Here is a 21,456-nt window from a genome sequence, read left to right as displayed (position 1 = left end):
TGTCGAGCCTGCTGGAAATGACCTGAACCGGGCACCGGTTGCGTGATGCAACCGGCCATTCACGACGCTCTGCGAGCGCCCAAGTCGGCGTTCGGATGCCAAGGAGCTGCACTTTCGAATCCTGGCTCAGTCCGGATGAGTGTTTTTAGAGGTGCCCCAAGAGGCTTAGGCCATCAAGACCCAGGATGGTAAAGATTTCCACAACTCGCTTCCCGGTTAATCGCAATGCTGCTCCGCTTAGGTGAGTAGCATTGCACCACAGGTCTTCTACGGTAAATTACATTCCGAGGTGACGTAGAAAGCCCGCATCACAACCAGGTGCCGCCCTGGCGTTCATCCGGCTCGTTGAGATCGCTAGCATCGAAGCCGTGGATCCAATCGAGGTGATGCACCATGGCATCATGAGATGCAAGACGTGCATCGCGCCGATCCCTCTCTTCACCCGGTGGCAAGTGCAACATATCGCCAGTGGTCACGGACGCATACACAACTTTGCGCGCCCGGCCACGACGCAGTCGCTCGTAACGTTCAAAGGTTTCTGCAATCGACGCGGAACCCGCAGCGGCAATGCAGTCAGCAAGGACCACGGCATCCTCGATCGACTGGTTGGCACCCTGTCCATGGTGCGGTACTAGGGAATGTGCAGCATCACCGAGCAGCGTTACCCGACCTTTGCTCCAGCGGCCAAGGGTCATACGATAAACCATTCCCCATCGCTGATTTACTGTCTTCAAGGTGTTCGAAGCGATCATCTCGACGAGAGCAGGATGCCAGTCCTTGAAGAGGCGTAGCTGTTCACCGTCGTCTGTAGGCGCAGTCGACTGTTTTAGTGGCCAAGTCGTCGGAGTGCGCTCTACGAGAAAGAAATTGATGTCTCCTTTTCTGTCTCCGCCGATCGGGTAGTGAAGACAGTGGCCGGACTCACCCATCCAGAATTGAATAGCGGTCGGATCAGGCATGCTCGGTATTTTATCGATTGGAACAATCCCACGAAATGCTGTGTACCCCGCGTATATGTAATCTTCATAGCCGAGCATCAAATTCCGTACGGTGGAACGCATCCCGTCAGCACCGATGACTATATCGGCTTCCGCTTTGCTGCCATCCTTAAAATGTAACACTACCTGTTCGCCAGTGTCATCGATATTTACTAGGCGTTTATTCAGGTGGATGCGTTCCATACCCACCTTGGTGGAGAGGATTCGTTGCAACTCGGCCCGGTGGATGCCGAGATATGGGCCGCCGAAAAGGTCTCGATACGCCAGCCCGCCGGCGTGCCTGCCGATTTCACGGCCAGTCTTTCCGTCCCGGTAGATCAAAGCAGAGATTTCAAACGCAGCCTCGTCAAACTCCTCGCCCAAACCCCAGTGGTTATAATAAAAACGCGTGGCATTGGCGGATAATGCGACCGCGGCACCCACCTCACGCAACTCCTCCGCTTGCTCGTATATATCAACGTCGATACCGTGGTGGCGCATCGCAATCGCAAAGGTCAAGCCACCGATGCCGCCACCGACCACAGCAATGCGGCGTATTTTATTGGTTTCTTTTTCATTCATAATTATTATCTCTTTCTTATAAGGATGGTCTGAAGTAGTCACGTATTTCTGGCTGACTTCAGCCCTGCCAATTTTAAAAGCGGCGATTCGTCTAAAAAACGATCGAATCATCCATTTTTTCTGGATTTTTAGCCGCCGCGAGCACCTCGCGCCGGCCATTTCCCACATTACAGGCGCACCTCTCCTGTATTCGCCAGTAAATGTCGGCGCGCCATCCACAGGTTCGACAGGGCGAACAGCGTCACTAACTGCGCCGTGTTCTTCACCAGCCCTCGAAAGCGAACTTTGGTGTAACCAAACTGGCGCTTGATCACCCGAAACGGGTGCTCGACCTTCGCCCGCACCTGCGCCTTGGCCTTCTCGACCTTGCGCTTGGCTTTGTAGAGCGGGCTGCTCTTGCCAAGCTTCTTGTAAGTGCTGCGGCGTGCCGCGACCTGCCAGATCACCGCCCGGCCTTCATGTTCGGAGCGCTTTTCGACGCCCGTGTAGCCGGCATCGGCGCAAACGACGTTTTCGTCGCCGTGCAGTAACTTGTCGACCTGAGTGACATCCGCCACGTTGGCTGGCGTACCGACTACGCTGTGTACCAGACCCGACTCATCATCCACTCCGATGTGGGCCTTCATGCCGAAGTAATATTGGTTACCCTTCTTGGTCTGGTGCATCTCCGGGTCGCGTTTGCCGTCCTTGTTCTTGGTCGAACTCGGCGCATTGATCAGCGTGGCATCGACGATGGTGCCTTGGCGCAGCGACAGGCCGCGATCTCCCAGGTAGCCATTGATCACGCCAAGGATACCGGCCGCCAACTCACGCTTCTCCAGCAGCCGGCGGAAATTGAGGATGGTGGTCTCGTCCGGAATGCGCTCCAGTCTCAACCCGGCGAACTGACGCAGGATGGTGGTCTCGTACAGCGCTTCCTCCATCGCCGGATCGCTGTAGCCGAACCAGTTTTGCATCAGATGTACGCGCAGCATCGCCATCAGCGGATAGGCGGGTCGGCCGCCTTCGCCCTTGGGGTAATACGGCTCGATCAAGGCAATCAAACCCTTCCATGGCACAACCCGATCCATCTCGATCAGGAACAATTCCTTGCGGGTCTGCTTGCGCTTACCGGCGTACTCGGCGTCGGCGAAGGTCATCTGCTTCATCGGAAACTCGGGCGGGTGGAGAGTCTGGGCATTTTGCCAAATCAGGAAGTCTTCTTCAGAGTTTCCTTAACAGGGGCGGTGAGTTGCAGCGTCTCATGCCGTGGCGTGAGAGCCCGCTCTGACCACGCTCCCATTAATGATGCCGTTGGGTGAAAAATAGAGAAGGCTGTTATATAAGTAAATAAGCGAATTTGTATAGATATCATCGCCGGCATGAATATTGAGGGGAAAGTATGCAGCTGCATGTGTCAAGGCCGATGTAAAACTGACCCACCTGGGCTAACGTCGCGGCCTTGTCGAGGCTGCTTATGTTGATTAGAACGAGCAGCATCCGCACAGCGCTTTGAAATATCGCTCGCCGAGGGAATTCAGGCGCTTGGCAGTAGCATCAACGGGGAGTTGGTGTCCGGTTTGGTAGGGGCAAGTCCATCGAACTGGTTGTTTGCCGGGTCGCTACGCAGCGGCAAACGAGCGGCGGCGATCATGAGCCTGATCCAGTCGGCCCGCATGAACGGACATGATCCGTATGCCTATCTCAAGGACGTGCTGACACGACTGCCTACGCAGCGGGCCAGTAAGATCGGCCAACTGCTGCCGCATCAGTGGGTACCTGCCTGAATCACGCAAGGTGAGTTCGGCGTACGCTTACGTATCGATCACCCCGGATTGTCACTCAATCCGAAAACAGCTCGAACATCAGTTGTCGCAACCAGATGTTGGCTAGGTCCTTGTGATATTTTGCGTGCCAGAACATGTTAATGGGGATTTCTGGTAGGTCGATGGGGATTGGCAGCACGCTCAAACCGAAGGGCTCTACACAGCAGTCAGCGAAGCGCTCAGGTACGGTGGCGAGTAGCTCCGTATGCTGGAGGATATGGCCGACGGCGACGAAGTGCGGAACCTCTAGGCGAATGTCCCGCCGGATGCCAGCTCGCGCCATATGGGAATCTACTTCGCCGTGGCCAGTGCTGGCGGCGATGACACGTATATGGCTGTAGGCACAGAAGCGCTCCAAGGTCAGTGGCTCTCTGGTGGCCGGGTGGTTCTTACGGCACAAGCACACGTAGCGGTTATGGAGAAGCCGACGCTGTAAGAAGCCGGCCTGTAGGTTGGGTAGCAGGCCTACGGCCAAATCTACTGTACCGTCTAGTAACGACTGTCCCAAACTCACCGAGCTGCCGCGTACCGTGCTGATTGTGCAATGGGGGGCCTTACGAGTGAGCGCATCTATTAACCGCGGCATGAAATATATCTCACCAATGTCGGTCATGGCCAAGGTGAAGGTACGCTCGCTGGTTAAAGGATCGAAACGCTCTTCGTGATGTAGCGCTTCGCGCAGACTGTGCATGGCATGGGCGATAGGCTCAGCTAAATGTGCAGCATAGGGCGTAGGCTCCATGCCTTGGTGGGTACGCACGAATAGTTCGTCCTGCAGTGCGGTGCGCAGGCGCTTCAGGGCGTTGCTTACGGCAGGTTGGGTTAGGCCTAGGCTTTGCGCGACGATAGAGACACGCTTGTCGACCATCAACTGGTTGAATACTACCAGCAGGTTTAAATCCAGGTCATGCAGTTCCATGGAGCCTCGCTATGCTGTTGACGTGGTCCTGCCAGAGCGGCAGCATCGGACATTCTCACTATGAATATATAATATAGGGATTAGTGTATTTATCAATAGTTATGGCTTCGCTACTGTTGGAGATATCCCAATAATAAAGTCATGACAGGTATTGCATGAACGACATGAACGCTAAGAAACCAGCCTTGCGCGTCGCTATAGTCGGCGGCGGAATTTCAGGCCTTGCCTTGGCATTGAGCTTGTGCAAACACTCCCATCTTAATGTGCAGCTATTCGAGGCTGCCCCGGCGTTCGGTGAAGTCGGTGCTGGTGTGTCCTTCGGGCCTAACGCAGTGCGCGCCATTGTCGGTTTGGGTTTGGGTCAATCCTACTTTCAGGTTGCTGATCGGACTCCGCAGCCTTGGGAGGATATTTGGTTTGAATGGCGGCGCGGTAGCGATGCTAGCTATCTAGGCGCCACCATTGCGCCGGGCGTAGGTCAGTCCTCTGTACACCGGGCTGATTTCCTTGACGCCCTAGTAAGACACCTTCCAGAAGGTATCGCCCAATTTAGGAAGCGTGCCACCCAAATCGAGCAGCAGGGTGATGAACTGCAAGTGCTATTCGCCGACGGCACAGAGTACCGCTGCGATCTTCTAATCGGCGCCGACGGCATTAAGTCAGCGCTTCGTAGCTATGTGCTGGAAGGTCAGGGGCTGGATCATCTAGAACCACGTTTTAGCGGTACCTGTGCATACCGGGGCATGGTAGATAGCCTGCAACTGCGCGAAGCCTTTAGAATAAAGGGCATTGACGAGCACTTGGTGGATGTCCCGCAGATGTACTTAGGGCTCGATGGCCATATTCTTACCTTCCCGGTGAGAAAAGGCCGCATTGTCAACGTGGTAGCGTTCACCTCCGACCGTAGCCAGCCGGAACCGACTTGGCCCGCGGACGCTCCCTGGGTACGGGAAGCGAGCCAGCGCGAGATGCTCGATGCGTTCGCGGGCTGGGGCGATGCCCCGCGCGCCTTACTGGGGTGCATCCCGGCGCCAACTCTCTGGGCACTGCATGACCTGCCGGAACTGCCAGGCTACGTACACGGTCGGGTTGCCCTGATCGGCGACGCAGCGCACGCCATGCTGCCGCACCAAGGGGCCGGTGCAGGGCAAGGGCTTGAGGACGCCTATTTCCTCGCCCGGCTGTTGGGCGATAGTCGGACCGAAACAGGCAACCTCCCCGAGCTGCTTGGAGCTTACGACGACCTGCGCCGCCCTCATGCCTGTCGTGTGCAACGAACCACTGTGGAAACCGGCGAGTTATACGAGTTGCGCGACCCCATTGTAGGTGCGGACGAACAGCTGGTGGGGGAAATACTGGCGACTCGTTTCGACTGGCTATGGAACCATGATCTCGATGCCGATGTGGCTGAGGCCCGACTGCGCATGGGCTGGGAGGCGCATGAGCAAATTGCGCTGCGTCAAGGGTAAGAGGCCGTGTCGATAGTGGCTAAGGTTTCGAAGGCGAGTAATTGAAGTGTTTTCTGCGAACGGGTTACGTGATGCACATAGGCTTGCGTTTAGTGCTAGGTGCAAAATATCACTTTGTTTCAGCCGCTAGGCCGACGCCCATGGGAGCCGTTGGATCTGTAAATATAGTTAGATTCTGATCTAAGCACAGGCAGCCACCGCATTGGTGCCAGTGGACCGCAGATACCACGGTAACCCATTAGGATTTCATACATGCTGCGCCAAAGAGCATCGCTAGAGAGAACAATGCAAACCAATAACAAGAGTTCGTTCCGTTACACCTTAATAATCAGCGCTCCCGCGATGACAATCAATACTTCCCTAGCGATCGCCAAACTGGTCAGGACTTGTATTTGGAGGTCCTGCAGCGGTGCCCACTGACGCACATGTCGACGGAGGCGGGATGCCAACGGTCTTTGAAATCACTGTACGGCCTGATGGGGAGAGCTTCGTCTGCCAGCCGCAGCAGTCAGTGCTTCGTGCTATGGAGGCCCAGAACAAGCACTGCCTACCAGTTGGCTGTCGCGGCGGCGGGTGCGGCCTGTGTAAGGTGCGGGTGCTGACCGGTGATTACGAATGCGGGCGTATGAGCTGCAAGCACGTACCGGTAGAGGCCCGCGAACAAGGCTACGCCCTGGCCTGCCGACTGTTTGCCCGTAGCGATCTATGTATCGAGCGTTATTCAAAGCCGTGCTATGAAAATACGGTCGACCCACAACAAAGAGAAAAGGTGACGTCATGAACAAAGGTATAATGCGCCCCGGCCATGTGCAGCTGCGTGTACTGGACATGAGCAAGGCCCTGGAACACTACGTCGAGTTGCTGGGCCTGATCGAGATGGACCGTGACGATCAGGGCCGTGTCTATCTCAAGGCTTGGACCGAAGTTGACAAATTCTCCGTGGTGCTACGCGAAGCCGACGAACCTGGTATGGATTTTATGGGTTTCAAGGTTGTGGATGAGGATGCTCTCCGGCAACTGGAGCGGGATCTGACGGCATATGGCTGTGCCGTTGAGCAGCTACCCGCAGGTGAGCTGAACAGTTGTGGCCGGCGCGTGCGCTTCCAGGCACCCTCCGGGCATCACTTCGAGTTGTATGCAGACAAGGAATATACTGGAAAGTGGGGTGTGAATGAGGTCAATCCCGAGGCATGGCCGCGCGATCTGAAAGGCATGGCGGCTGTGCGTTTCGATCATTGCCTACTGTATGGCGACGAATTGCCGGCGACCTATGACCTGTTCACCAAGGTGCTCGGCTTCTATCTGGCCGAACAGGTGCTGGACGAAAATGGCACGCGCGTCGCCCAGTTCCTCAGTCTGTCGACCAAGGCCCACGACGTGGCCTTCATTCACCATCCGGAAAAAGGCCGCCTCCATCATGTGTCCTTTCACCTCGAAACCTGGGAAGACGTGCTTCGCGCCGCCGACCTGATCTCCATGACCGACACCTCTATCGACATCGGCCCGACCCGTCATGGCCTGACCCACGGCAAGACCATCTACTTCTTCGACCCGTCCGGTAACCGCAGCGAGGTGTTCTGCGGCGGCAACTACAGCTATCCGGATCACAAGCCGGTGACCTGGCTGGCTAAGGACCTGGGCAAGGCGATCTTCTATCACGACCGTGTGCTCAACGAACGATTCATGACCGTGCTGACCTGATGGTTCGGTTCGACTTATTGCAGAGATTGCGCAGATGAAAGAGATCAAGCATTTCATTAACGGTGCCTTCGTCGATTCGGCCAGCGGCCGCACCTTCGAGGACATCAACCCGGTCAATGGCCAGGTGATCGGCCGCGTGCACGAGGCCGGCCGCGCCGAGGTCGACGCCGCGGTCAGGGCGGCACGCGCTGCGCTGAAGGGACCATGGGGGAAGATGACGGTGGCCGAGCGCGCTGAGATTCTGCATCGCGTGGCCGATGGCGTCACGGCGCGCTTCGATGAGTTTCTCGAGGCCGAATGCCTGGACACCGGCAAGCCCAAATCCCTGGCCAGCCACATCGACATTCCGCGCGGCGCGGCCAATTTCAAGGTGTTCGCCGACCTGATCAAGAACGTGCCGACCGAAGCCTTCGAGATGGCCACCCCGGACGGCGCCGGTGCACTCAACTACGGCGTGCGCCGGCCCAAGGGGGTGATCGGCGTGATCAGCCCGTGGAACCTGCCGCTGCTGCTGATGACCTGGAAAGTCGGCCCGGCCCTGGCCTGCGGCAACTGCGTGGTGGTAAAACCATCCGAGGAAACCCCGCTGACCGCCACCCTGCTCGGCGAGGTGATGCAGGCCGCCGGTGTGCCGGCCGGCGTGTACAACGTGGTGCACGGTTTCGGCGGCGATTCGGCCGGGGCCTTCCTCACCGAGCACCCGGACGTCGACGCCTACACCTTCACCGGCGAGACCGGCACCGGCGAAACCATCATGCGCGCCGCGGCCAAGGGCGTGCGCCAGGTGTCGCTGGAGCTGGGCGGCAAGAACGCCGGCATCGTCTTCGCCGACTGTGACCTGGACAAGGCCATCGAGGGCACCCTGCGCTCGGCCTTCGCCAACTGCGGCCAAGTCTGCCTGGGCACCGAGCGGGTGTATGTCGAGCGGCCGATCTTCGACGCGTTCGTCGCCCGCCTGAAGGCCGGCGCCGAAGCGTTGAAGATCGGCGAACCGAACGATCCAGAGGCCAATTTCGGCCCGCTGATCAGCCACAAGCACCGTGAAAAAGTCCTCAGTTACTACCAGCAGGCAGTCGACGACGGCGCCACCGTTGTCACCGGCGGCGGCGTGCCGGAGATGCCGGCGCACCTGGCCGGCGGCGCCTGGGTGCAGCCGACCATCTGGACCGGCCTGACCGACGATTCGGCGGTGGTCACCGAGGAAATCTTCGGCCCCTGCTGCCATATCCGCCCGTTCGACAGCGAGGAGGAAGCCATTGAACTGGCCAACAGCCTGCCTTACGGCCTGGCCTCGGCGATCTGGACCGAGAACGCTTCGCGCGCCCACCGCGTCGCCGGGCAGATCGAGGCCGGCATCGTCTGGGTCAACAGCTGGTTCCTGCGCGACCTGCGCACCGCCTTCGGCGGCAGCAAGCAGTCGGGCATCGGGCGCGAAGGGGGTGTGCACTCGCTGGAATTCTACACCGAGCTGAAAAACATCTGTGTGAAACTCTGAGGAGCTGGCCATGAACGCACCGCAGCAAAGCCCTGAAATCGGTCGCGAAATCCTCGCCGCTGGCTACCGCACCAACCTGCATGATCAGGGCGAAGGCTTCCCGGTTCTGCTGATCCACGGCTCCGGGCCGGGCGTCACCGCCTGGGCCAACTGGCGCGGGATCATTCCGCAGCTGGCGCAGACGCGCCGGGTGGTCGCTCCGGACATGCTCGGCTTCGGCTACAGCGAACGTCCGGCCGATGGACAATACAGCCAGGCGCGCTGGGTCGAGCATGCCATCGGCGTGCTCGACGCCCTCGGCATCCAGCAGGGCGACATCGTCGGCAACTCGTTCGGCGGCGGGCTGGCGCTGGCACTGGCCATCCGTCACCCCGAGCGCGTGCGCCGGCTGGTGCTGATGGGCAGCGTCGGCGTGGCCTTTCCGATCACCGAGGGGCTGGAAATGGCGTGGGGCTACACGCCGTCGCTGGCCAACATGCGCAGGCTGCTCGATCTGTTCGCCCACGACCGCACCCTGGTCAACGACGAGCTGGCCGAGCTGCGCTACCAAGCCAGCATCCGCCCGGGCTTCCAGGAGTCGTTCGCCGCGATGTTCCCGCCGCCACGGCAGAACGGAGTCGACGATCTGGCCAGCAACGAGGCCGATATCCGCGCCCTGCCCCACGAAACCCTGGTCATCCATGGCCGCGAGGATCGGATCATCCCGCTGCAGGCTTCGCTGACCCTCGCGCAGTGGATTCCCAACGCCCAACTCCACGTCTTTGGCCATTGCGGCCACTGGACCCAGATCGAACACGCCGAGCGTTTCGCCCGCCTGGTCGAGAATTTCCTCGCCGAGGCCGACGCCCTCCATTCCTGAGAGAGACCGATATGGACAAGACATTGATCAACGAACTCGGCGACGAGCTCTACCAGGCGATGGTCCAGCGCGAGACCGTGTCGCCGCTGACCAGCCGCGGCTTCGACATCACGGTCGAGGACGCCTACCACATCTCCCTGCGCATGCTCGAACGCCGCCTGGCGGCCGGCGAGCGGGTGATCGGCAAGAAGATCGGCGTCACCAGCAAGGCCGTGCAGAACATGCTCAGCGTGCACCAGCCGGACTTCGGCTACCTCACCGATGCCATGGTCTACAACAGCGGCGAGGCAATGCCGATCAGCGAGCGGCTGATCCAGCCACGCGCCGAGGGCGAGATCGCCTTCATCCTCAAGAAGGATTTGATGGGGCCGGGCGTGACCAACGCCGACGTGCTGGCTGCCACCGAATGCGTGATCCCCTGCTTCGAAGTGGTCGATTCGCGCATCCAGGACTGGAAGATCAAGATCCAGGACACCGTCGCGGACAACGCCTCCTGCGGGCTGTTCGTGCTGGGGGACCAGGCCGTCTCACCGCGCCAGGTCGATCTGGTCACCTGCGGCATGCTGGTTGAGAAGAACGGCCAGCTGCTCTCCACCGGCGCTGGAGCGGCTGCGCTCGGCTCGCCGGTCAACTGCGTGGCCTGGCTGGCCAACACCCTCGGCCACTTCGGCATTGGCCTCAAGGCCGGCGAAGTGATCCTGTCCGGCTCGCTGGTTCCGCTGGAACCGGTCAAGGCCGGTGATTTCATGCGCGTCGAGATCGGCGGCATCGGCAGCGCCTCCGTGCGCTTCATCTGATCGAGGACAGCCTGATGAGCAAGAAACTGAAAGCCGCCATTATCGGCCCGGGCAACATCGGCACAGATCTGGTGATGAAGATGCTGCGTTCCGAGTGGATCGAGCCGGTCTGGATGGTCGGCATCGACCCCGAGTCCGATGGCCTCAAGCGCGCCCGCGAGTTCGGCCTGAAGACCACCGCCGAGGGCGTCGACGGCCTGCTGCCGCACGTGCTCGAGGACGATATCCGCATCGCCTTCGATGCCACCTCCGCCTATGTACACGCCGAGAACAGCCGCAAGCTCAACGAGCTGGGCGTGCTGATGGTCGACCTGACCCCGGCCGCCATCGGCCCGTACTGCGTGCCGCCGGTGAACCTCAAGCAGCATGTCGGCACGCTGGAAATGAACGTCAACATGGTCACCTGTGGTGGCCAGGCCACCATCCCGATGGTCGCCGCGGTATCGCGCGTGCAGCCGGTGGCCTACGGCGAGATCGTCGCCACCGTGTCCTCGCGCTCCATCGGCCCGGGCACCCGCAAGAACATCGACGAGTTCACCCGCACCACCGCCGGCGCCATCGAGCAGGTCGGCGGGGCCAAGGAAGGCAAGGCGATCATCGTCGTCAACCCGGCCGAGCCGCCGCTGATGATGCGCGACACCATCCACTGCCTGACCGAAACCGAACCGGACCAGGATGCGATCACCGCATCGGTCCACGCGATGATCGCCGAGGTGCAGAAGTACGTGCCCGGCTACCGGCTGAAGAATGGCCCGGTATTCGACGGCAACCGCGTCTCGATCTTCATGGAGGTCGAGGGCCTGGGCGACTACCTGCCCAAGTACGCCGGCAACCTCGACATCATGACCGCCGCCGCCCTGCGCACCGGCGAGATGTTCGCCGAGGAAATCGCCAGCGGCACCATTCAACTGCCACGTCGTGAAGCGGCACTGGCCTAAAGGAGTCGCACCATGAATCTGCAAGGCAAGAACGTCACCCTGCACGACATGAGCCTGCGCGACGGCATGCACGCCAAGCGCCACCAGATCAGCCTCGAGCAGATGATCGCGGTCGCCACCGGCCTCGACGCCGCCGGCATGCCACTGATCGAGATCACCCACGGCGACGGCCTCGGCGGTCGCTCGATCAACTACGGTTTCCCCGCGCACAGCGACGAGGAATACCTGCGTGCGGTGATCCCGCGCCTCAAGCAGGCCAAGGTATCCGCCCTGCTGCTGCCGGGCATCGGCACGGTCGACCACCTGAAGATGGCGCTCGACTGTGGCGTCTCCACCATTCGAGTGGCCACGCATTGCACCGAGGCCGATGTCTCCGAGCAGCACATCGGCATGTCGCGCAAGCTGGGCGCCGATACCGTCGGCTTCCTGATGATGGCGCACATGATCAGCGCCGAAAAAGTGCTGGAGCAGGCGCGGCTGATGGAAAGCTACGGCGCCAACTGCATCTATTGCACCGACTCCGCCGGCTACATGCTGCCCGATGAAGTCAGCGAGAAGATCGGCCTGCTGCGCGCCGAGCTGAACCCGGCCACCGAGATCGGCTTCCACGGTCACCACAACATGGGCATGGCCATCGCCAACTCGCTGGCGGCCATCGAGGCCGGCGCCTCGCGCATCGACGGCTCGGTCGCAGGGCTAGGCGCGGGTGCCGGCAACACCCCGCTGGAAGTCTTCGTCGCGGTGTGCAAGCGCATGGGCGTGGAAACCGGCATCGACCTCTACAAGATCATGGATGTGGCCGAAGACCTCGTCGTGCCGATGATGGACCAGCCGATCCGCGTCGACCGCGATGCGCTGACCCTGGGCTATGCCGGCGTATACAGCTCATTCCTGCTGTTCGCCCAGCGCGCCGAGAAGAAATACGGCGTGCCGGCCCGCGACATTCTGGTCGAGCTGGGGCGCCGCGGCACCGTCGGTGGCCAGGAAGACATGATCGAAGACCTCGCCCTGGATATGTCCCGGGCCCGCCAGAACCAGAAGGTGAGCGCATGAACCGTACCCTCAACCGCGAGCAGGTGCTGGCCCTGGCCGAGCACATCGAGAACGCCGAATTGCAGGCCCATGACATCCACAAGGTCACCAACGACTATCCCGAGATGACCTTCGCCGATGCCTACGACATCCAGTGGGAAATCCGCCGGCGCAAGGAGGAGCGCGGCAACAAGATCGTCGGCCTGAAGATGGGCCTGACCTCATGGGCGAAGATGGCACAGATGGGCGTGGAGACGCCGATCTACGGCTTTCTCGCCGACTACTTCAGCGTGCCCGACGGCGGCACGGTGGACTGTTCCAAGCTGATCCACCCCAAGATCGAGGCGGAAATCGCGGTGGTCACCAAGGCACCGCTGGTCGGGCCTGGTTGCCATATCGGCGACGTGATCGCCGCGGTCGACTACGTGATCCCCACCGTCGAGGTAATCGACTCGCGCTATGAGAATTTCAAGTTCGACCTGATCAGCGTGGTGGCCGACAACGCCTCGTCGACCCGCTACATCACCGGAGGCCGCATGGCCAACCTCGAGGATGTCGACCTGCGCACTCTCGGCGTGGTGATGGAGAAGAACGGCGAGGTGGTGGAACTTGGTGCCGGCGCCGCAGTGCTCGGCCATCCGCTGTCCAGCGTGGCCATGCTGGCCAACCTGCTGGCAGAGCGCGACGAACACATACCGGCCGGCACCTTCATCATGACTGGCGGCATCACCGCCGCCGTCGCAGTAGCGCCGGGCGACAACATCACCGTGCGCTACCAGGGGCTTGGCAGCGTCTCCGCGCGCTTCGTCTGAGCCATCCGGCCGCCCTGCCCGGGCGGCCTCTTCTTCAGGAGGCACACCATGCCTATTGCCCAGATCCACATCCTTGAAGGCCGCAGCGACGAGCAGAAGGAAACCCTCATTCGCGAAGTCAGCGAGGCCATCTCGCGCTCCCTGGATGCGCCGCTGACCAGCGTGCGAGTGATTATAACCGAGATGCCCAAAGGCCACTTCGGCATCGGCGGCGAAAGCGCCAAGGCCATTGGTCGATGAGCCTGCCTCCTCCTGCACAGAGTCCGGCACATGAGAACAACGAATCAACGCTCGCTGCACTGGGAAGCCGCCTATGCCGCCACCCGTGCGGCCGTGGCACATGCAGAGAAGCTAGGCGTGCGCATTAACGTCTGTGTGGTTGACCACTCCGGCCTGCCGTTGGCCTATCTGCGCATGAACGGCGCCTTTCTACATTCACGGGAAATTGCCGAAGACAAGGCGTACACCGCCGTGAGCTTCGGCTTCCCCACCCGCGACTGGCTCGACGTGCTGGGTGACAACCCGCGCCTGCGCATCGGCCTGCCGAGACGCGAGCGGCTGGTGGTGTTCGGCGGGGGCCTGCCGATCCTACTCGATGGTGAATGCATCGGCGGCATCGGCGTCTCTGGGGCCGACGAGGGGCAGGACGAAGCCTGCGCGGCAGCGGGCTTGGCGGCCATAGGGCATCATGAGGCATCCAGTTTGGGGTAGAGGTAGATTTCGACTTTCGCGCCCGAACGCATCATGCGGCTGGCTTCCAGAAGGAAATCAGCAGCATTGACTGGCCTTCTGATCTCTTTAGGCGGTTTCGGTAATAAGCGGAGCGAGAAACAGATCAGCCGATGGATGCTAGGTCGGCAAGCCCGTTCAGTTTGGCGGTGGCAGATAGACCGTGGGCCAATGGCTGGTTGGCGGCGAGCAATTCCTGCAACTGCACGGCTTGGCCGTCCTTGAGGTTCTCAGCGTTGCGCAGCAGCAGCCAGCGGCTGCGCTTGACCACCACCTTGCGCGCTGTTTTGTTATCGCGCAGGAGGTTGGCCTGGTCGACGCGACTATGGTCGATCACCTCACGACCGTAGCGCGCCACCCCATGGAACAGGTCGTAGGCCACGTCGGCTTGAGGGCAGTGCCGCTGCACTTCCAGGTCGAAAGCGGTGTTCATGTCCATGGCGACCGCCTCGATATGCTGGCAGTGCTCACCGAGCCACTCGAAGAATGGGCGAATCGCCTGGCCGCTGCATGGCGACAGCAGGGTGTGGGGGTTGGGATGTTTAGCGACTGCCAATCTACCCACTTCCTCGCCTGTTACTAATGAGGAACAAAGTATTCGAACATCGCAATGATATTTCGGGGTATTGTCTGACATCATAAAAACACAAAAGCATCAGCGTGTTATGGGTTTCATGGATATTTATCGGAAAACTTTTTGACTGTCCGGATACAAAATTTCGGGTTAGTAACTCGCTCTTTCCCCAGAATCCGCGGCCGCCCATCATAAAGGCTGGACACGCTGGCCGTTCCATAAACTGGAAGAGGAGTCTCTTCATGAACATCACTGCATCGGAACCGGCGTCCGGGCCCTGGAACCCTAAACGAATTCTGGCCGCGCTGCGCGCCGACGCCAGCATCGGCGAAGTGCTGGCGGGCGCCGACATCGAGGCCCGGTACCTGAACGACTGGAGCGGTGAGGAAGGCGGCAGGCCGCTGGCCTTGGTGCGCCCGCACGACACCGCCGAAATTGCGCGCGTGCTGGCATTATGCCATGCAGGACGCTGCCCGGTGGTGCCGCAGGGCGGGCTGACCGGCCTGGCCGGCGGTGCCACGCCGATAGAAGGCTGCGTGCTCGTTTCACTGGAGCGCATGTCCGGCGTGGTCGAACTGGACCCTGCCTCAGCCACCATGACCGTGCTGGCCGGCACGCCGCTGCAGGTCGTTCAGGAAGCCGCGCAGGCGGCGGGCTTTCTGTTCGCGCTGGACCTGGGCGCGCGCGGCTCCTGCCAGATCGGCGGCAACATCGCCACCAATGCGGGCGGCAACCGCGTGATCCGCTACGGCATGGCGCGCGACCTGGTGCTGGGACTGGAAGCCGTGCTGCCCGACGGAACCGTGCTGTCCATGATGAACAAGATGGTCAAGAACAATGCCGGCCCCGATCTGAAGCATCTGTTCATCGGCACCGAGGGCACGCTGGGCATCATCACGCAGGCCGTGCTCCGCCTGCATCCGGGCGTCTCGGGCGCCAATACCGCGTTGGTAGCCGCGCCCGATTTCGGCTCGGCCATCAAGCTGCTGCGCCATGCGCAGCAGCTCCTGGGCGGCCGGGTCAGCGCATTCGAGATGATGTGGCAGGACTACTATGCCGCGGCCACAACCGCCGGCGGCATCGCCGCGCCGCTGCCGGCCACGTATCCACTATACGTGCTGCTGGACCTGCAGGCGGCCGCACCCGAAGAGGATGCGGCGCGCTTCGAGGCGATGTTGGAACACGCGCTGGCCGAAGGCTGGATCGCCGACGCCGCCGTGGCCCAATCTCACACGCAGACCCAAGCCTTCTGGGAACTGCGCGATGCCATCTCCGAGATGCTGCGCACCTTCGCGCCCACCATCAACTTCGACGTGTCCGCGCCCATCTCGGGCATCGAGGAATGCGTGGCCCGGATGCGCGAGGCGCTGGCGCGCGATTTCCCCGGCGTTCGGGCGATCTACTTCGGCCACGTCGGCGACGGCAACGTGCATATCGTGGTGGGTTCGCTGCCGACTGACGACCGCAAGACCGAACAGCGCATCGAGGCCGCATTCTACGCTATCGTGCGCAGCCTGTCGGGATCGGTCTCGGCCGAGCACGGCATTGGGCTGCACAAGCGGCCGTGGTTGCACTACAGCCGCAATCCGGCGGAGCTGTCCTTGATCGCGACGGTGAAGCGCGCGCTCGATCCGCACGGGATCATGAATCCGGGGAAGATTCTGGCGTCTTGAGTGGGGGTGGTGGCGGCGGTCGCCGCCTGATGGGTGCTGCAAGAGATTTTTTGAAGAAAAAATTTACGGTCACCCCGTTTCTGCAATACTGACCAGCGATGATTCTATGGCTTGCGTAAATCTATCCGGCGTCTCGTTTGGGCTGCCTCGCGCCACGATGAGAGTCGCGCCTGGTGATCCTGACAAGCCGGCGGCTTCGAAAGCCGTTTTTTATGTCAGGTTCTTCACCAAGCCGGTGGCCGTTCACGTCATCGGTTGTTCAGCATCGCAAAACCTGGAAGGGTGTTCCGTGGTACAGCTGTAATGGCCGGGTCAGGCGGCGTAGACGACTGGCCCTGCTTCGAATTCCGAGTGGTTGGCAGCGATCGCCCAGGCGATTCGGGCGAACTTGTTGGCCAGGGCGCACACCACTACATTCGAGTGATTCGAGCGGCGTCGCTCTCGTAGCGAACGGACCCAGTCGGCCAGGGCGCCCTGCTGATGCTTCAGGCGCTGCGGCTAGACCCGGGCGCATTGCACTAGAAGTCGCCGCAGATTCTTGTCCCCTCGTTTGCTCATCCCCAGCAAATTGGCTCGACCGCCGGTGCTGTGCTGGCGGGGCACCAGCCCCACCGATGCCGCGAAATCACGGCTGCCGCCATACTGCTTGCCATCGCCATTTCGGCCGATAACAGGCTGGCCGTGATCGGGCCGACACAGGGAATCGTCAGCAAGCGACTCCCCAGGTCATCTTCCTCAAGCTGGGTGGTCATTTCCTTGTCCAGTGCCTTGATCTGTCCGTCCAGATAGCGTGAATGCTGATGCAGGCGCGTTAGGAGTGCGACCAGCCGAGGCGGCAGCTCATGCTCATCCAACGTGCTCGGCAGTCGTCTGACCAGCGATAGTCCCTTGGGCAGGCTGATGCCGAACTCCAGCAGGAAACCGTGGGCCTGGTTGGCCGTCTTGGTACGATCACGCACCAGCGAATCACGCATCCGGTGCAATACCGAAAGCGTTTGCCGGGCCTCGGTCTTGGGCGAGACGAAGCGCATGCTGGGCCGCGAGGCGGCTTCCCAGATCGCTTCGGCATCAATGAAGTCGTTCTTGTTGCCCTTGACGAAAGGACGCACGAACTGCGGCGAGATCAATTTCACTTCATGCCCGAGCGCCGTCGGTTGGCGCGCCATGAAGTGCGCTCCGGCGCAGGCTTCATCACCACCGTGCAAGCCGGCAGGATGCCAAGCAATCGCATCATTTGCTGGCGTGTCGCTTTCGTGCGAAAGATCTTCCGGCCAGAGCCGTCTTTTCCGTGTAGATGAAAGCTTTGCTTGCCCGGATCAATCCCTACCAGTGCAACTGCGCTCGTGATGATGGCCTCCGAAATAAAACACCCTGCGAAAGTGTGCCCTCGGAGGGTGGGGATGACCATCTCATTAACCCGAATCTCGAACGCGCGGAACCCACCAGGCAGCAAAAGCCGCCGATCTTCTCGGCATGCAGCCAACTACCCTGGCTGCTGCCCAGCTCCGCGCTGATCCTCCGCGCCGTTTCGCAAACTACCGGTATCAGCCTGCATGCGCTTTTCATCCATGTATTCGAGCGTGCTGGACAGGCTGCTCGCGGCGACGGTCTTGCGGCTGCCGCCGCGTATCGACAGTAAGCGTCCCCCCCCCTTTTTGCTCGAACACCCCGCCCTGCATCCTGTGCTTTTCCAGTAGGGGATTTATATGGAAACGATGCACGCGCGCCGCGAGTCCTGGGCTCGGCATGTTCAGGCCTGGCAGGACAGCGGGCTGACGCAGTTGCTTATTGCCAGTAGCATGCGCTCAAACCCGAGGCACTGGCCTACTGGATCAGGCGCAGCAAGCGGGCGGCCACGCCGCTTACCCTGGTGCCCGTGGCAGTGCTGGAGCCGTCCGCCGGGGCGTGGCTGCTGCAGGCATGCCAGTGGCTGGCGGTTGGCGTTGCCGGCGGACGTCGATGCAAGCTGGTTGGCCGGATTGCTGCGGGGGATGGCCTGACGCGAATGCCGGCCCAGGTTTGGCTGGTGGCCGACCGATCAACATGCGCTTGGGGATCGACGGGCTTTCGGTGCACCTTCAGCAGGCCCTCGGGCGACCACCCTGCGATGGCACGACCTATGCCTTTCGCAATCGGCACGGCTCGCGGCTAAAGCTGTCGCAGTAGGACGGCACCGGTGTGTGGTTGGGTCAGCGCCGTCTGCATCAAGGCCGTTTTCGCTAGTTCCATGCCGCCGAATGCAGCGCCGCGCTGGTCAAGATCGGCGAAGACATCAGCGAGCAGCTCGACCTGATCCTGGCCAGGTCCTTCGTCCACTGGCACAGTCGCCCGCAATAAGCCTGCCGCCCGTGCGAAAGCATCAGCGCCGCGCCGGTTCCGCCGGCAGTGATCGAAGGCGGCATGGCCGCGCCTGACCTGACCGCCTGCCGCTCTACCGCCTCGAACAGATCGCTGCCCGTGACGGCGTCACCCTGCCCGTTCGGCCCTCGCCGAGTGAGTCGGGCGCTACGGCGTGGCCTTGAGCCCCTGGTGGATCGGCTGCGCGCCTTATTGCTCCAACGCCAGGTGCTGCATGCCGATGAAACACCCTCTGCGGCAACTCGATCCCGGCGAGGGGAAAACCAAACGCCCCTATATCTGAGCCTACTCTGGGCCTACCGCAGCAACGACCTGGAGCCCAGTGACAGCCGAGGCCTTGCGGCGCATCGCCGATCTCTATGCCCTCGATTGGCGCGCCCGCGCACTCGACGCGGCCGTCCGGCAGCTGCTGCGTGAACAGAAAGCCCTGCCCAAACTGCAGGCCCTACACGACCGGCTGCAGCTACCGCGCCGCCGCCATCCAGAGCGTGCTGGCCACCACCAGACTGAACGGTCTCGAGCCCGGCGCCTGGCTCAAGGACACCCCGGGAAAAACTGCCCATCTGGCCCAACAGCCAGATCGAGGAGCTGTTGCCCCTCGGCGTCTCAACCTGAGTAACGATGGGACGGCTGGACGCTCACCTTTTTTCATAAGACGAGCCGAAAACGGGCACCTACCCACAGCATGGGTTCGCGGAGGCGGGCTTAACCGTGATCGGTTGCTAAATGGGGGGCGATGCCGCTCAGCATGCGCTTAATGCAGCTCACGACCTGCTCAACCTAGATTGCTAATTCCCGGCTTGGATAGGGGGCAGGTTTTACAGAGGGTTCGCGCTTGGTAAGAAGTCCTCATGCAGGAGCCGCAGGTATGGGTTGTCTGGCGGCGTCTCCTGGAACAGCGCATCCGGGCTGGCGAGCAGGTAGCCGTGCAGCCGGCGCGACTTGCGCGGCCCCGTGACTTCGCAGGTCCAGATGTTCAGCCCGCTCGGCTGCTTGCGGTGCTGTCCCAGCTTCTCGAAGCGCTTCTGTACCCACTGCCACCCCTCCAGCTTCTCCTGCTTGGCCAGCGCGACGACTTGAAGGTACTCCTGCGCGTAGCGCTGGAACACGCCGGGGCTGACGAGGTAGGTCGTACCGGCGACGGTATGCACCAGGGCCTTGGCGTCGTTGATGATGAGCTTGCGCGTCTGGATGCTCTGACGCAGCCAGGCCATGAAGTGCGCCCCGGAGGGCTCCGCGCGATCCTGGGAAGGCGCGAGGCCCATCTGCGGCGGGGGCACGGTCGAAGGGGCCGGCTCGGGCTCGGCAACAGGGGAACTCGGGATCTCCGGTGCCGTGGGTGGAGCGGTGTCGCCCAGCAGGTCGAGCAGCGCGGCCACGCCGGTGTCCATGGCTGCGGATGCGACCGGCGCCGTGCTCGCGGATGCAGCTTCGATGCCTTCCGCGCGCGGCCCATCGGCCACCGCCGGCGCCTGCGGCGTCGGCTCCGCTTGTTCCTCTTCGACCTGCACACGGCCTGCGAACGGCGCCGGCCGGTCGGCGGCATCCCAGATCATCGCCGGCGAGAGTTTCAGGAAGGTGAAGGCGTGCGACCAGCCGGCCTCGCTGGTGACCGCAGCCTTCCAGATCGCCTTGCCATCCGGCGTCGGTTGCACGATGCCGTGATCCTGCAGCACGTTGAACACCGCCGTATTGCTCGCCGGGATGCCGTCGATGCCCTGCGACAGCAGATGTGCGCGTAGCTTGTCGGAGACGGTCTTGCTCACCAGCCACAGGGCGTCTTGGGTCAGCCAGCCGTCCGCCGGGCCGGCCTGGTTCAACTTGAATTCCTCCTTGAGCAGGTAGCGCAAGCCGTCGAGCAATTTGCGTTGCAGCGCATGCTTGGGTGCCGCCAGCGCCTTACTGGGATCGCCGCCGAGTTCCTGGGCGACCGATGCCTGGTCGGCCTGCACGACCAGTTCGCCGAGCGTGCCGGCGTGCTCGTACTGGCCGGCCAGCACGTACAGCAGCGCGGCCCAGAGGTCGGGATAGCCGCTGAGCCAGTCGAAGATGTCCCGATCGAGAAGGCGCGCGTAGAGCAGCCCGGTGGCGGCGCTGTGCAGGCGGTACTCGCGCTCCTTTCGGTAACGGAAGCGGTAGGGCTTTCGCAGCGGGCCGTGCCAGGGATGCCAGACGCTGCCGTCGGCATGTTCGACGTGCAGATCGACCGCAATCTTGCCGATGTCGTGCAGCAGGGCCGCGTAGGCCGTGCCTGCGGTCCAGGCTTCGGCCTGGGCCGCCTGTGCCTCCGGCGTGACGCCCGCAGGCAGCAGGTATGACTGCCGCAGCTTCAGCGCATAGGCGACGATCTCCAGACCGTGGTCCAGCATGCCGCCCGGATAGGCGTGGTGGTGGTTCTCGGAGGCCGGGAACTGCTGGACCAGCTCGGCGTAGCGCTCCAGTGGGGCGAGGTAGAGCGCGGCGAACTGTCGGCGTGAGAGCGATGTGCGCTGCCAGATGTGTTCCAGCAGTTTCTGCCGGCGCGGCGTGGCCAGCAGCGATGCGGCCGACTCCGGCCGCATCGACCCTTTTGGAGTTTCGATGCCGGAGGTGGGCGGTGTGCCGGCGGTGGGTGGCACCCGTTTGCGCTGGAACAGCGAGAGCATGGCGAACCCCGGATGACGGGCTGCTCAGGGGCGCCTTTTGGCCTTTTCAGGATAGGGCCTTTCCCCTTGGCGCCCTTCCTTTGCCCCTTCT

At 61.7% G+C, this 21,456-nt stretch carries 19 protein-coding genes and 3 pseudogenes; 16 read left to right on the top strand and 6 right to left on the bottom strand.

What is annotated here, in order from left to right; all coding sequences use genetic code 11:
- Positions 1-308: 308 nt before the first annotated feature.
- Together B597_RS43255 and B597_RS43250 are read right to left on the bottom strand one after the other, a co-directional pair.
- Entirely contained in the window at positions 309-1,727 is a 1,419-nt protein-coding gene (locus tag B597_RS43255) for an FAD-dependent monooxygenase (RefSeq protein WP_003292084.1), read from the bottom strand.
- Positions 1,727-2,707: an IS5-like element ISAch1 family transposase gene (locus B597_RS43250; RefSeq protein ID WP_014819624.1), complete on the bottom strand. Its 981-nt coding sequence runs from the start codon at positions 2,705-2,707 to the stop codon at positions 1,727-1,729. The genes B597_RS43255 and B597_RS43250 overlap by 1 nt, the downstream gene beginning before the upstream one ends.
- Positions 2,708-3,136: 429 nt before the next feature.
- Between B597_RS43250 and B597_RS0223780 the strand changes: the two are divergent.
- Positions 3,137-3,325, top strand: a pseudogene (locus tag B597_RS0223780) (transposase domain-containing protein); the annotation flags it as partial.
- A gap of 55 nt (positions 3,326-3,380) precedes the next feature.
- Here the strand turns inward: B597_RS0223780 and nahR are convergent.
- On the bottom strand, positions 3,381-4,283 hold the full coding sequence (gene nahR, locus B597_RS43245; RefSeq protein ID WP_003292087.1) for an HTH-type transcriptional activator NahR: 903 nt from the start codon (positions 4,281-4,283) through the stop codon (positions 3,381-3,383).
- Between the two features lie 155 nt (positions 4,284-4,438).
- Here nahR and salA point away from each other — a divergent pair, with 155 nt between their 5' ends.
- The 11 genes from salA (at position 4,439) to B597_RS43195 (ending at position 14,097) form a co-directional block, all read left to right on the top strand.
- Entirely contained in the window at positions 4,439-5,752 is a 1,314-nt protein-coding gene (salA, locus tag B597_RS43240) for a salicylate 1-monooxygenase (RefSeq protein WP_014819623.1), read from the top strand.
- A 442-nt stretch (positions 5,753-6,194) separates the two neighbouring features.
- Positions 6,195-6,533, top strand: a complete 339-nt coding sequence (locus B597_RS46690) for a 2Fe-2S iron-sulfur cluster binding domain-containing protein (protein ID WP_003292091.1) — start codon at positions 6,195-6,197, stop codon at positions 6,531-6,533.
- A complete protein-coding gene (locus B597_RS43235; RefSeq protein ID WP_003292092.1) occupies positions 6,530-7,453 on the top strand; it encodes a catechol 2,3-dioxygenase in 924 nt (307 codons plus the stop codon). Before B597_RS46690 ends, B597_RS43235 begins: the two co-directional genes overlap by 4 nt.
- Positions 7,454-7,487: 34 nt before the next feature.
- Entirely contained in the window at positions 7,488-8,948 is a 1,461-nt protein-coding gene (locus B597_RS43230) for a 2-hydroxymuconic semialdehyde dehydrogenase (protein ID WP_003292094.1), read from the top strand.
- 10 nt (positions 8,949-8,958) lie between these two features.
- Complete coding sequence (locus B597_RS43225) at positions 8,959-9,807, top strand: alpha/beta fold hydrolase (RefSeq protein ID WP_003292095.1); 849 nt, start codon at positions 8,959-8,961, stop codon at positions 9,805-9,807.
- Positions 9,808-9,818: 11 nt separating this feature from the next.
- Entirely contained in the window at positions 9,819-10,604 is a 786-nt protein-coding gene (dmpE, locus tag B597_RS43220; protein ID WP_003292096.1) for a 2-oxopent-4-enoate hydratase, read from the top strand.
- A gap of 14 nt (positions 10,605-10,618) precedes the next feature.
- Positions 10,619-11,542 carry an acetaldehyde dehydrogenase (acetylating) gene (locus B597_RS43215; RefSeq protein WP_003292099.1) on the top strand — a complete coding sequence of 308 codons (924 nt, stop codon included), beginning with the start codon at positions 10,619-10,621 and terminating at the stop codon, positions 11,540-11,542.
- Positions 11,543-11,554: 12 nt separating this feature from the next.
- Complete coding sequence (gene dmpG / locus B597_RS43210) at positions 11,555-12,595, top strand: 4-hydroxy-2-oxovalerate aldolase (RefSeq protein ID WP_003450283.1); 1,041 nt, start codon at positions 11,555-11,557, stop codon at positions 12,593-12,595.
- Complete coding sequence (dmpH, locus tag B597_RS43205) at positions 12,592-13,386, top strand: 2-oxo-3-hexenedioate decarboxylase (protein WP_003292101.1); 795 nt, start codon at positions 12,592-12,594, stop codon at positions 13,384-13,386. The genes dmpG and dmpH overlap by 4 nt, the downstream gene beginning before the upstream one ends.
- A gap of 48 nt (positions 13,387-13,434) precedes the next feature.
- The gene (locus B597_RS43200) at positions 13,435-13,626 is read left to right on the top strand and encodes a 2-hydroxymuconate tautomerase (protein WP_003292102.1); all 192 of its coding nucleotides are present in this window, start codon (positions 13,435-13,437) and stop codon (positions 13,624-13,626) included.
- A gap of 30 nt (positions 13,627-13,656) precedes the next feature.
- Positions 13,657-14,097, top strand: a complete 441-nt coding sequence (locus B597_RS43195; protein ID WP_003292104.1) for a GlcG/HbpS family heme-binding protein — start codon at positions 13,657-13,659, stop codon at positions 14,095-14,097.
- A 187-nt stretch (positions 14,098-14,284) separates the two neighbouring features.
- Here the strand turns inward: B597_RS43195 and B597_RS43190 are convergent.
- Positions 14,285-14,623 (bottom strand): annotated as a pseudogene (locus B597_RS43190) (ISL3 family transposase); the annotation flags it as partial.
- 308 nt (positions 14,624-14,931) lie between these two features.
- Here B597_RS43190 and B597_RS43185 point away from each other — a divergent pair.
- Entirely contained in the window at positions 14,932-16,362 is a 1,431-nt protein-coding gene (locus B597_RS43185) for an FAD-binding oxidoreductase (RefSeq protein WP_003292106.1), read from the top strand.
- 312 nt (positions 16,363-16,674) lie between these two features.
- Here B597_RS43185 and B597_RS46685 read toward each other — a convergent pair.
- A pseudogene (locus B597_RS46685) lies at positions 16,675-17,710 on the bottom strand (IS110 family transposase).
- Positions 17,711-18,282: 572 nt separating this feature from the next.
- Between B597_RS46685 and tnpB the strand changes: the two are divergent.
- The 3 genes from tnpB (at position 18,283) to B597_RS48000 (ending at position 19,137) form a co-directional block, all read left to right on the top strand.
- Entirely contained in the window at positions 18,283-18,528 is a 246-nt protein-coding gene (tnpB, locus tag B597_RS48010) for an IS66 family insertion sequence element accessory protein TnpB (RefSeq protein WP_395538732.1), read from the top strand.
- A gap of 84 nt (positions 18,529-18,612) precedes the next feature.
- The gene (locus B597_RS48005; RefSeq protein ID WP_376699742.1) at positions 18,613-18,699 is read left to right on the top strand and encodes a hypothetical protein; all 87 of its coding nucleotides are present in this window, start codon (positions 18,613-18,615) and stop codon (positions 18,697-18,699) included.
- Positions 18,700-18,762: 63 nt separating this feature from the next.
- The gene (locus tag B597_RS48000; RefSeq protein ID WP_152028203.1) at positions 18,763-19,137 is read left to right on the top strand and encodes an IS66 family transposase; all 375 of its coding nucleotides are present in this window, start codon (positions 18,763-18,765) and stop codon (positions 19,135-19,137) included.
- 401 nt (positions 19,138-19,538) lie between these two features.
- On the opposite strand, the gene mobH is transcribed toward B597_RS48000, so the two are convergent.
- Positions 19,539-21,365 carry a MobH family relaxase gene (gene mobH, locus B597_RS43175; protein WP_003292110.1) on the bottom strand — a complete coding sequence of 609 codons (1,827 nt, stop codon included), beginning with the start codon at positions 21,363-21,365 and terminating at the stop codon, positions 19,539-19,541.
- Positions 21,366-21,456 lie beyond the last annotated feature (91 nt).

The sequence above is a fragment of the Stutzerimonas stutzeri KOS6 genome, assembly GCF_000307775.2.
Lineage (GTDB): Bacteria > Pseudomonadota > Gammaproteobacteria > Pseudomonadales > Pseudomonadaceae > Stutzerimonas > Stutzerimonas stutzeri_B.
Note: the sequence above shows the minus strand (reverse complement) of the source record. Positions and strands in the feature narration are given on the sequence as shown.

Bases quoted from the DNA above. Each gene is read 5' to 3' on its own strand.
- B597_RS43255 (WP_003292084.1), bottom strand. From the start codon at position 1,727: ATGTGGGAAATGGCCGGCGCGAGGTGCTCGCGGCGGCTAAAAATCCAG.
- B597_RS43250 (WP_014819624.1), bottom strand. From the start codon at position 2,707: ATGAAGCAGATGACCTTCGCCGACGCCGAGTACGCCGGTAAGCGCAAG.
- nahR (WP_003292087.1), bottom strand. From the start codon at position 4,283: ATGGAACTGCATGACCTGGATTTAAACCTGCTGGTAGTATTCAACCAG.
- salA (WP_014819623.1), top strand. From the start codon at position 4,439: ATGAACGACATGAACGCTAAGAAACCAGCCTTGCGCGTCGCTATAGTC.
- B597_RS46690 (WP_003292091.1), top strand. From the start codon at position 6,195: ATGCCAACGGTCTTTGAAATCACTGTACGGCCTGATGGGGAGAGCTTC.
- B597_RS43235 (WP_003292092.1), top strand. From the start codon at position 6,530: ATGAACAAAGGTATAATGCGCCCCGGCCATGTGCAGCTGCGTGTACTG.
- B597_RS43230 (WP_003292094.1), top strand. From the start codon at position 7,488: ATGAAAGAGATCAAGCATTTCATTAACGGTGCCTTCGTCGATTCGGCC.
- B597_RS43225 (WP_003292095.1), top strand. From the start codon at position 8,959: ATGAACGCACCGCAGCAAAGCCCTGAAATCGGTCGCGAAATCCTCGCC.
- dmpE (WP_003292096.1), top strand. From the start codon at position 9,819: ATGGACAAGACATTGATCAACGAACTCGGCGACGAGCTCTACCAGGCG.
- B597_RS43215 (WP_003292099.1), top strand. From the start codon at position 10,619: ATGAGCAAGAAACTGAAAGCCGCCATTATCGGCCCGGGCAACATCGGC.
- dmpG (WP_003450283.1), top strand. From the start codon at position 11,555: ATGAATCTGCAAGGCAAGAACGTCACCCTGCACGACATGAGCCTGCGC.
- dmpH (WP_003292101.1), top strand. From the start codon at position 12,592: ATGAACCGTACCCTCAACCGCGAGCAGGTGCTGGCCCTGGCCGAGCAC.
- B597_RS43200 (WP_003292102.1), top strand. From the start codon at position 13,435: ATGCCTATTGCCCAGATCCACATCCTTGAAGGCCGCAGCGACGAGCAG.
- B597_RS43195 (WP_003292104.1), top strand. From the start codon at position 13,657: ATGAGAACAACGAATCAACGCTCGCTGCACTGGGAAGCCGCCTATGCC.
- B597_RS43185 (WP_003292106.1), top strand. From the start codon at position 14,932: ATGAACATCACTGCATCGGAACCGGCGTCCGGGCCCTGGAACCCTAAA.
- tnpB (WP_395538732.1), top strand. From the start codon at position 18,283: ATGCCAGTGGCTGGCGGTTGGCGTTGCCGGCGGACGTCGATGCAAGCT.
- B597_RS48000 (WP_152028203.1), top strand. From the start codon at position 18,763: ATGGCCGCGCCTGACCTGACCGCCTGCCGCTCTACCGCCTCGAACAGA.
- mobH (WP_003292110.1), bottom strand. From the start codon at position 21,365: ATGCTCTCGCTGTTCCAGCGCAAACGGGTGCCACCCACCGCCGGCACA.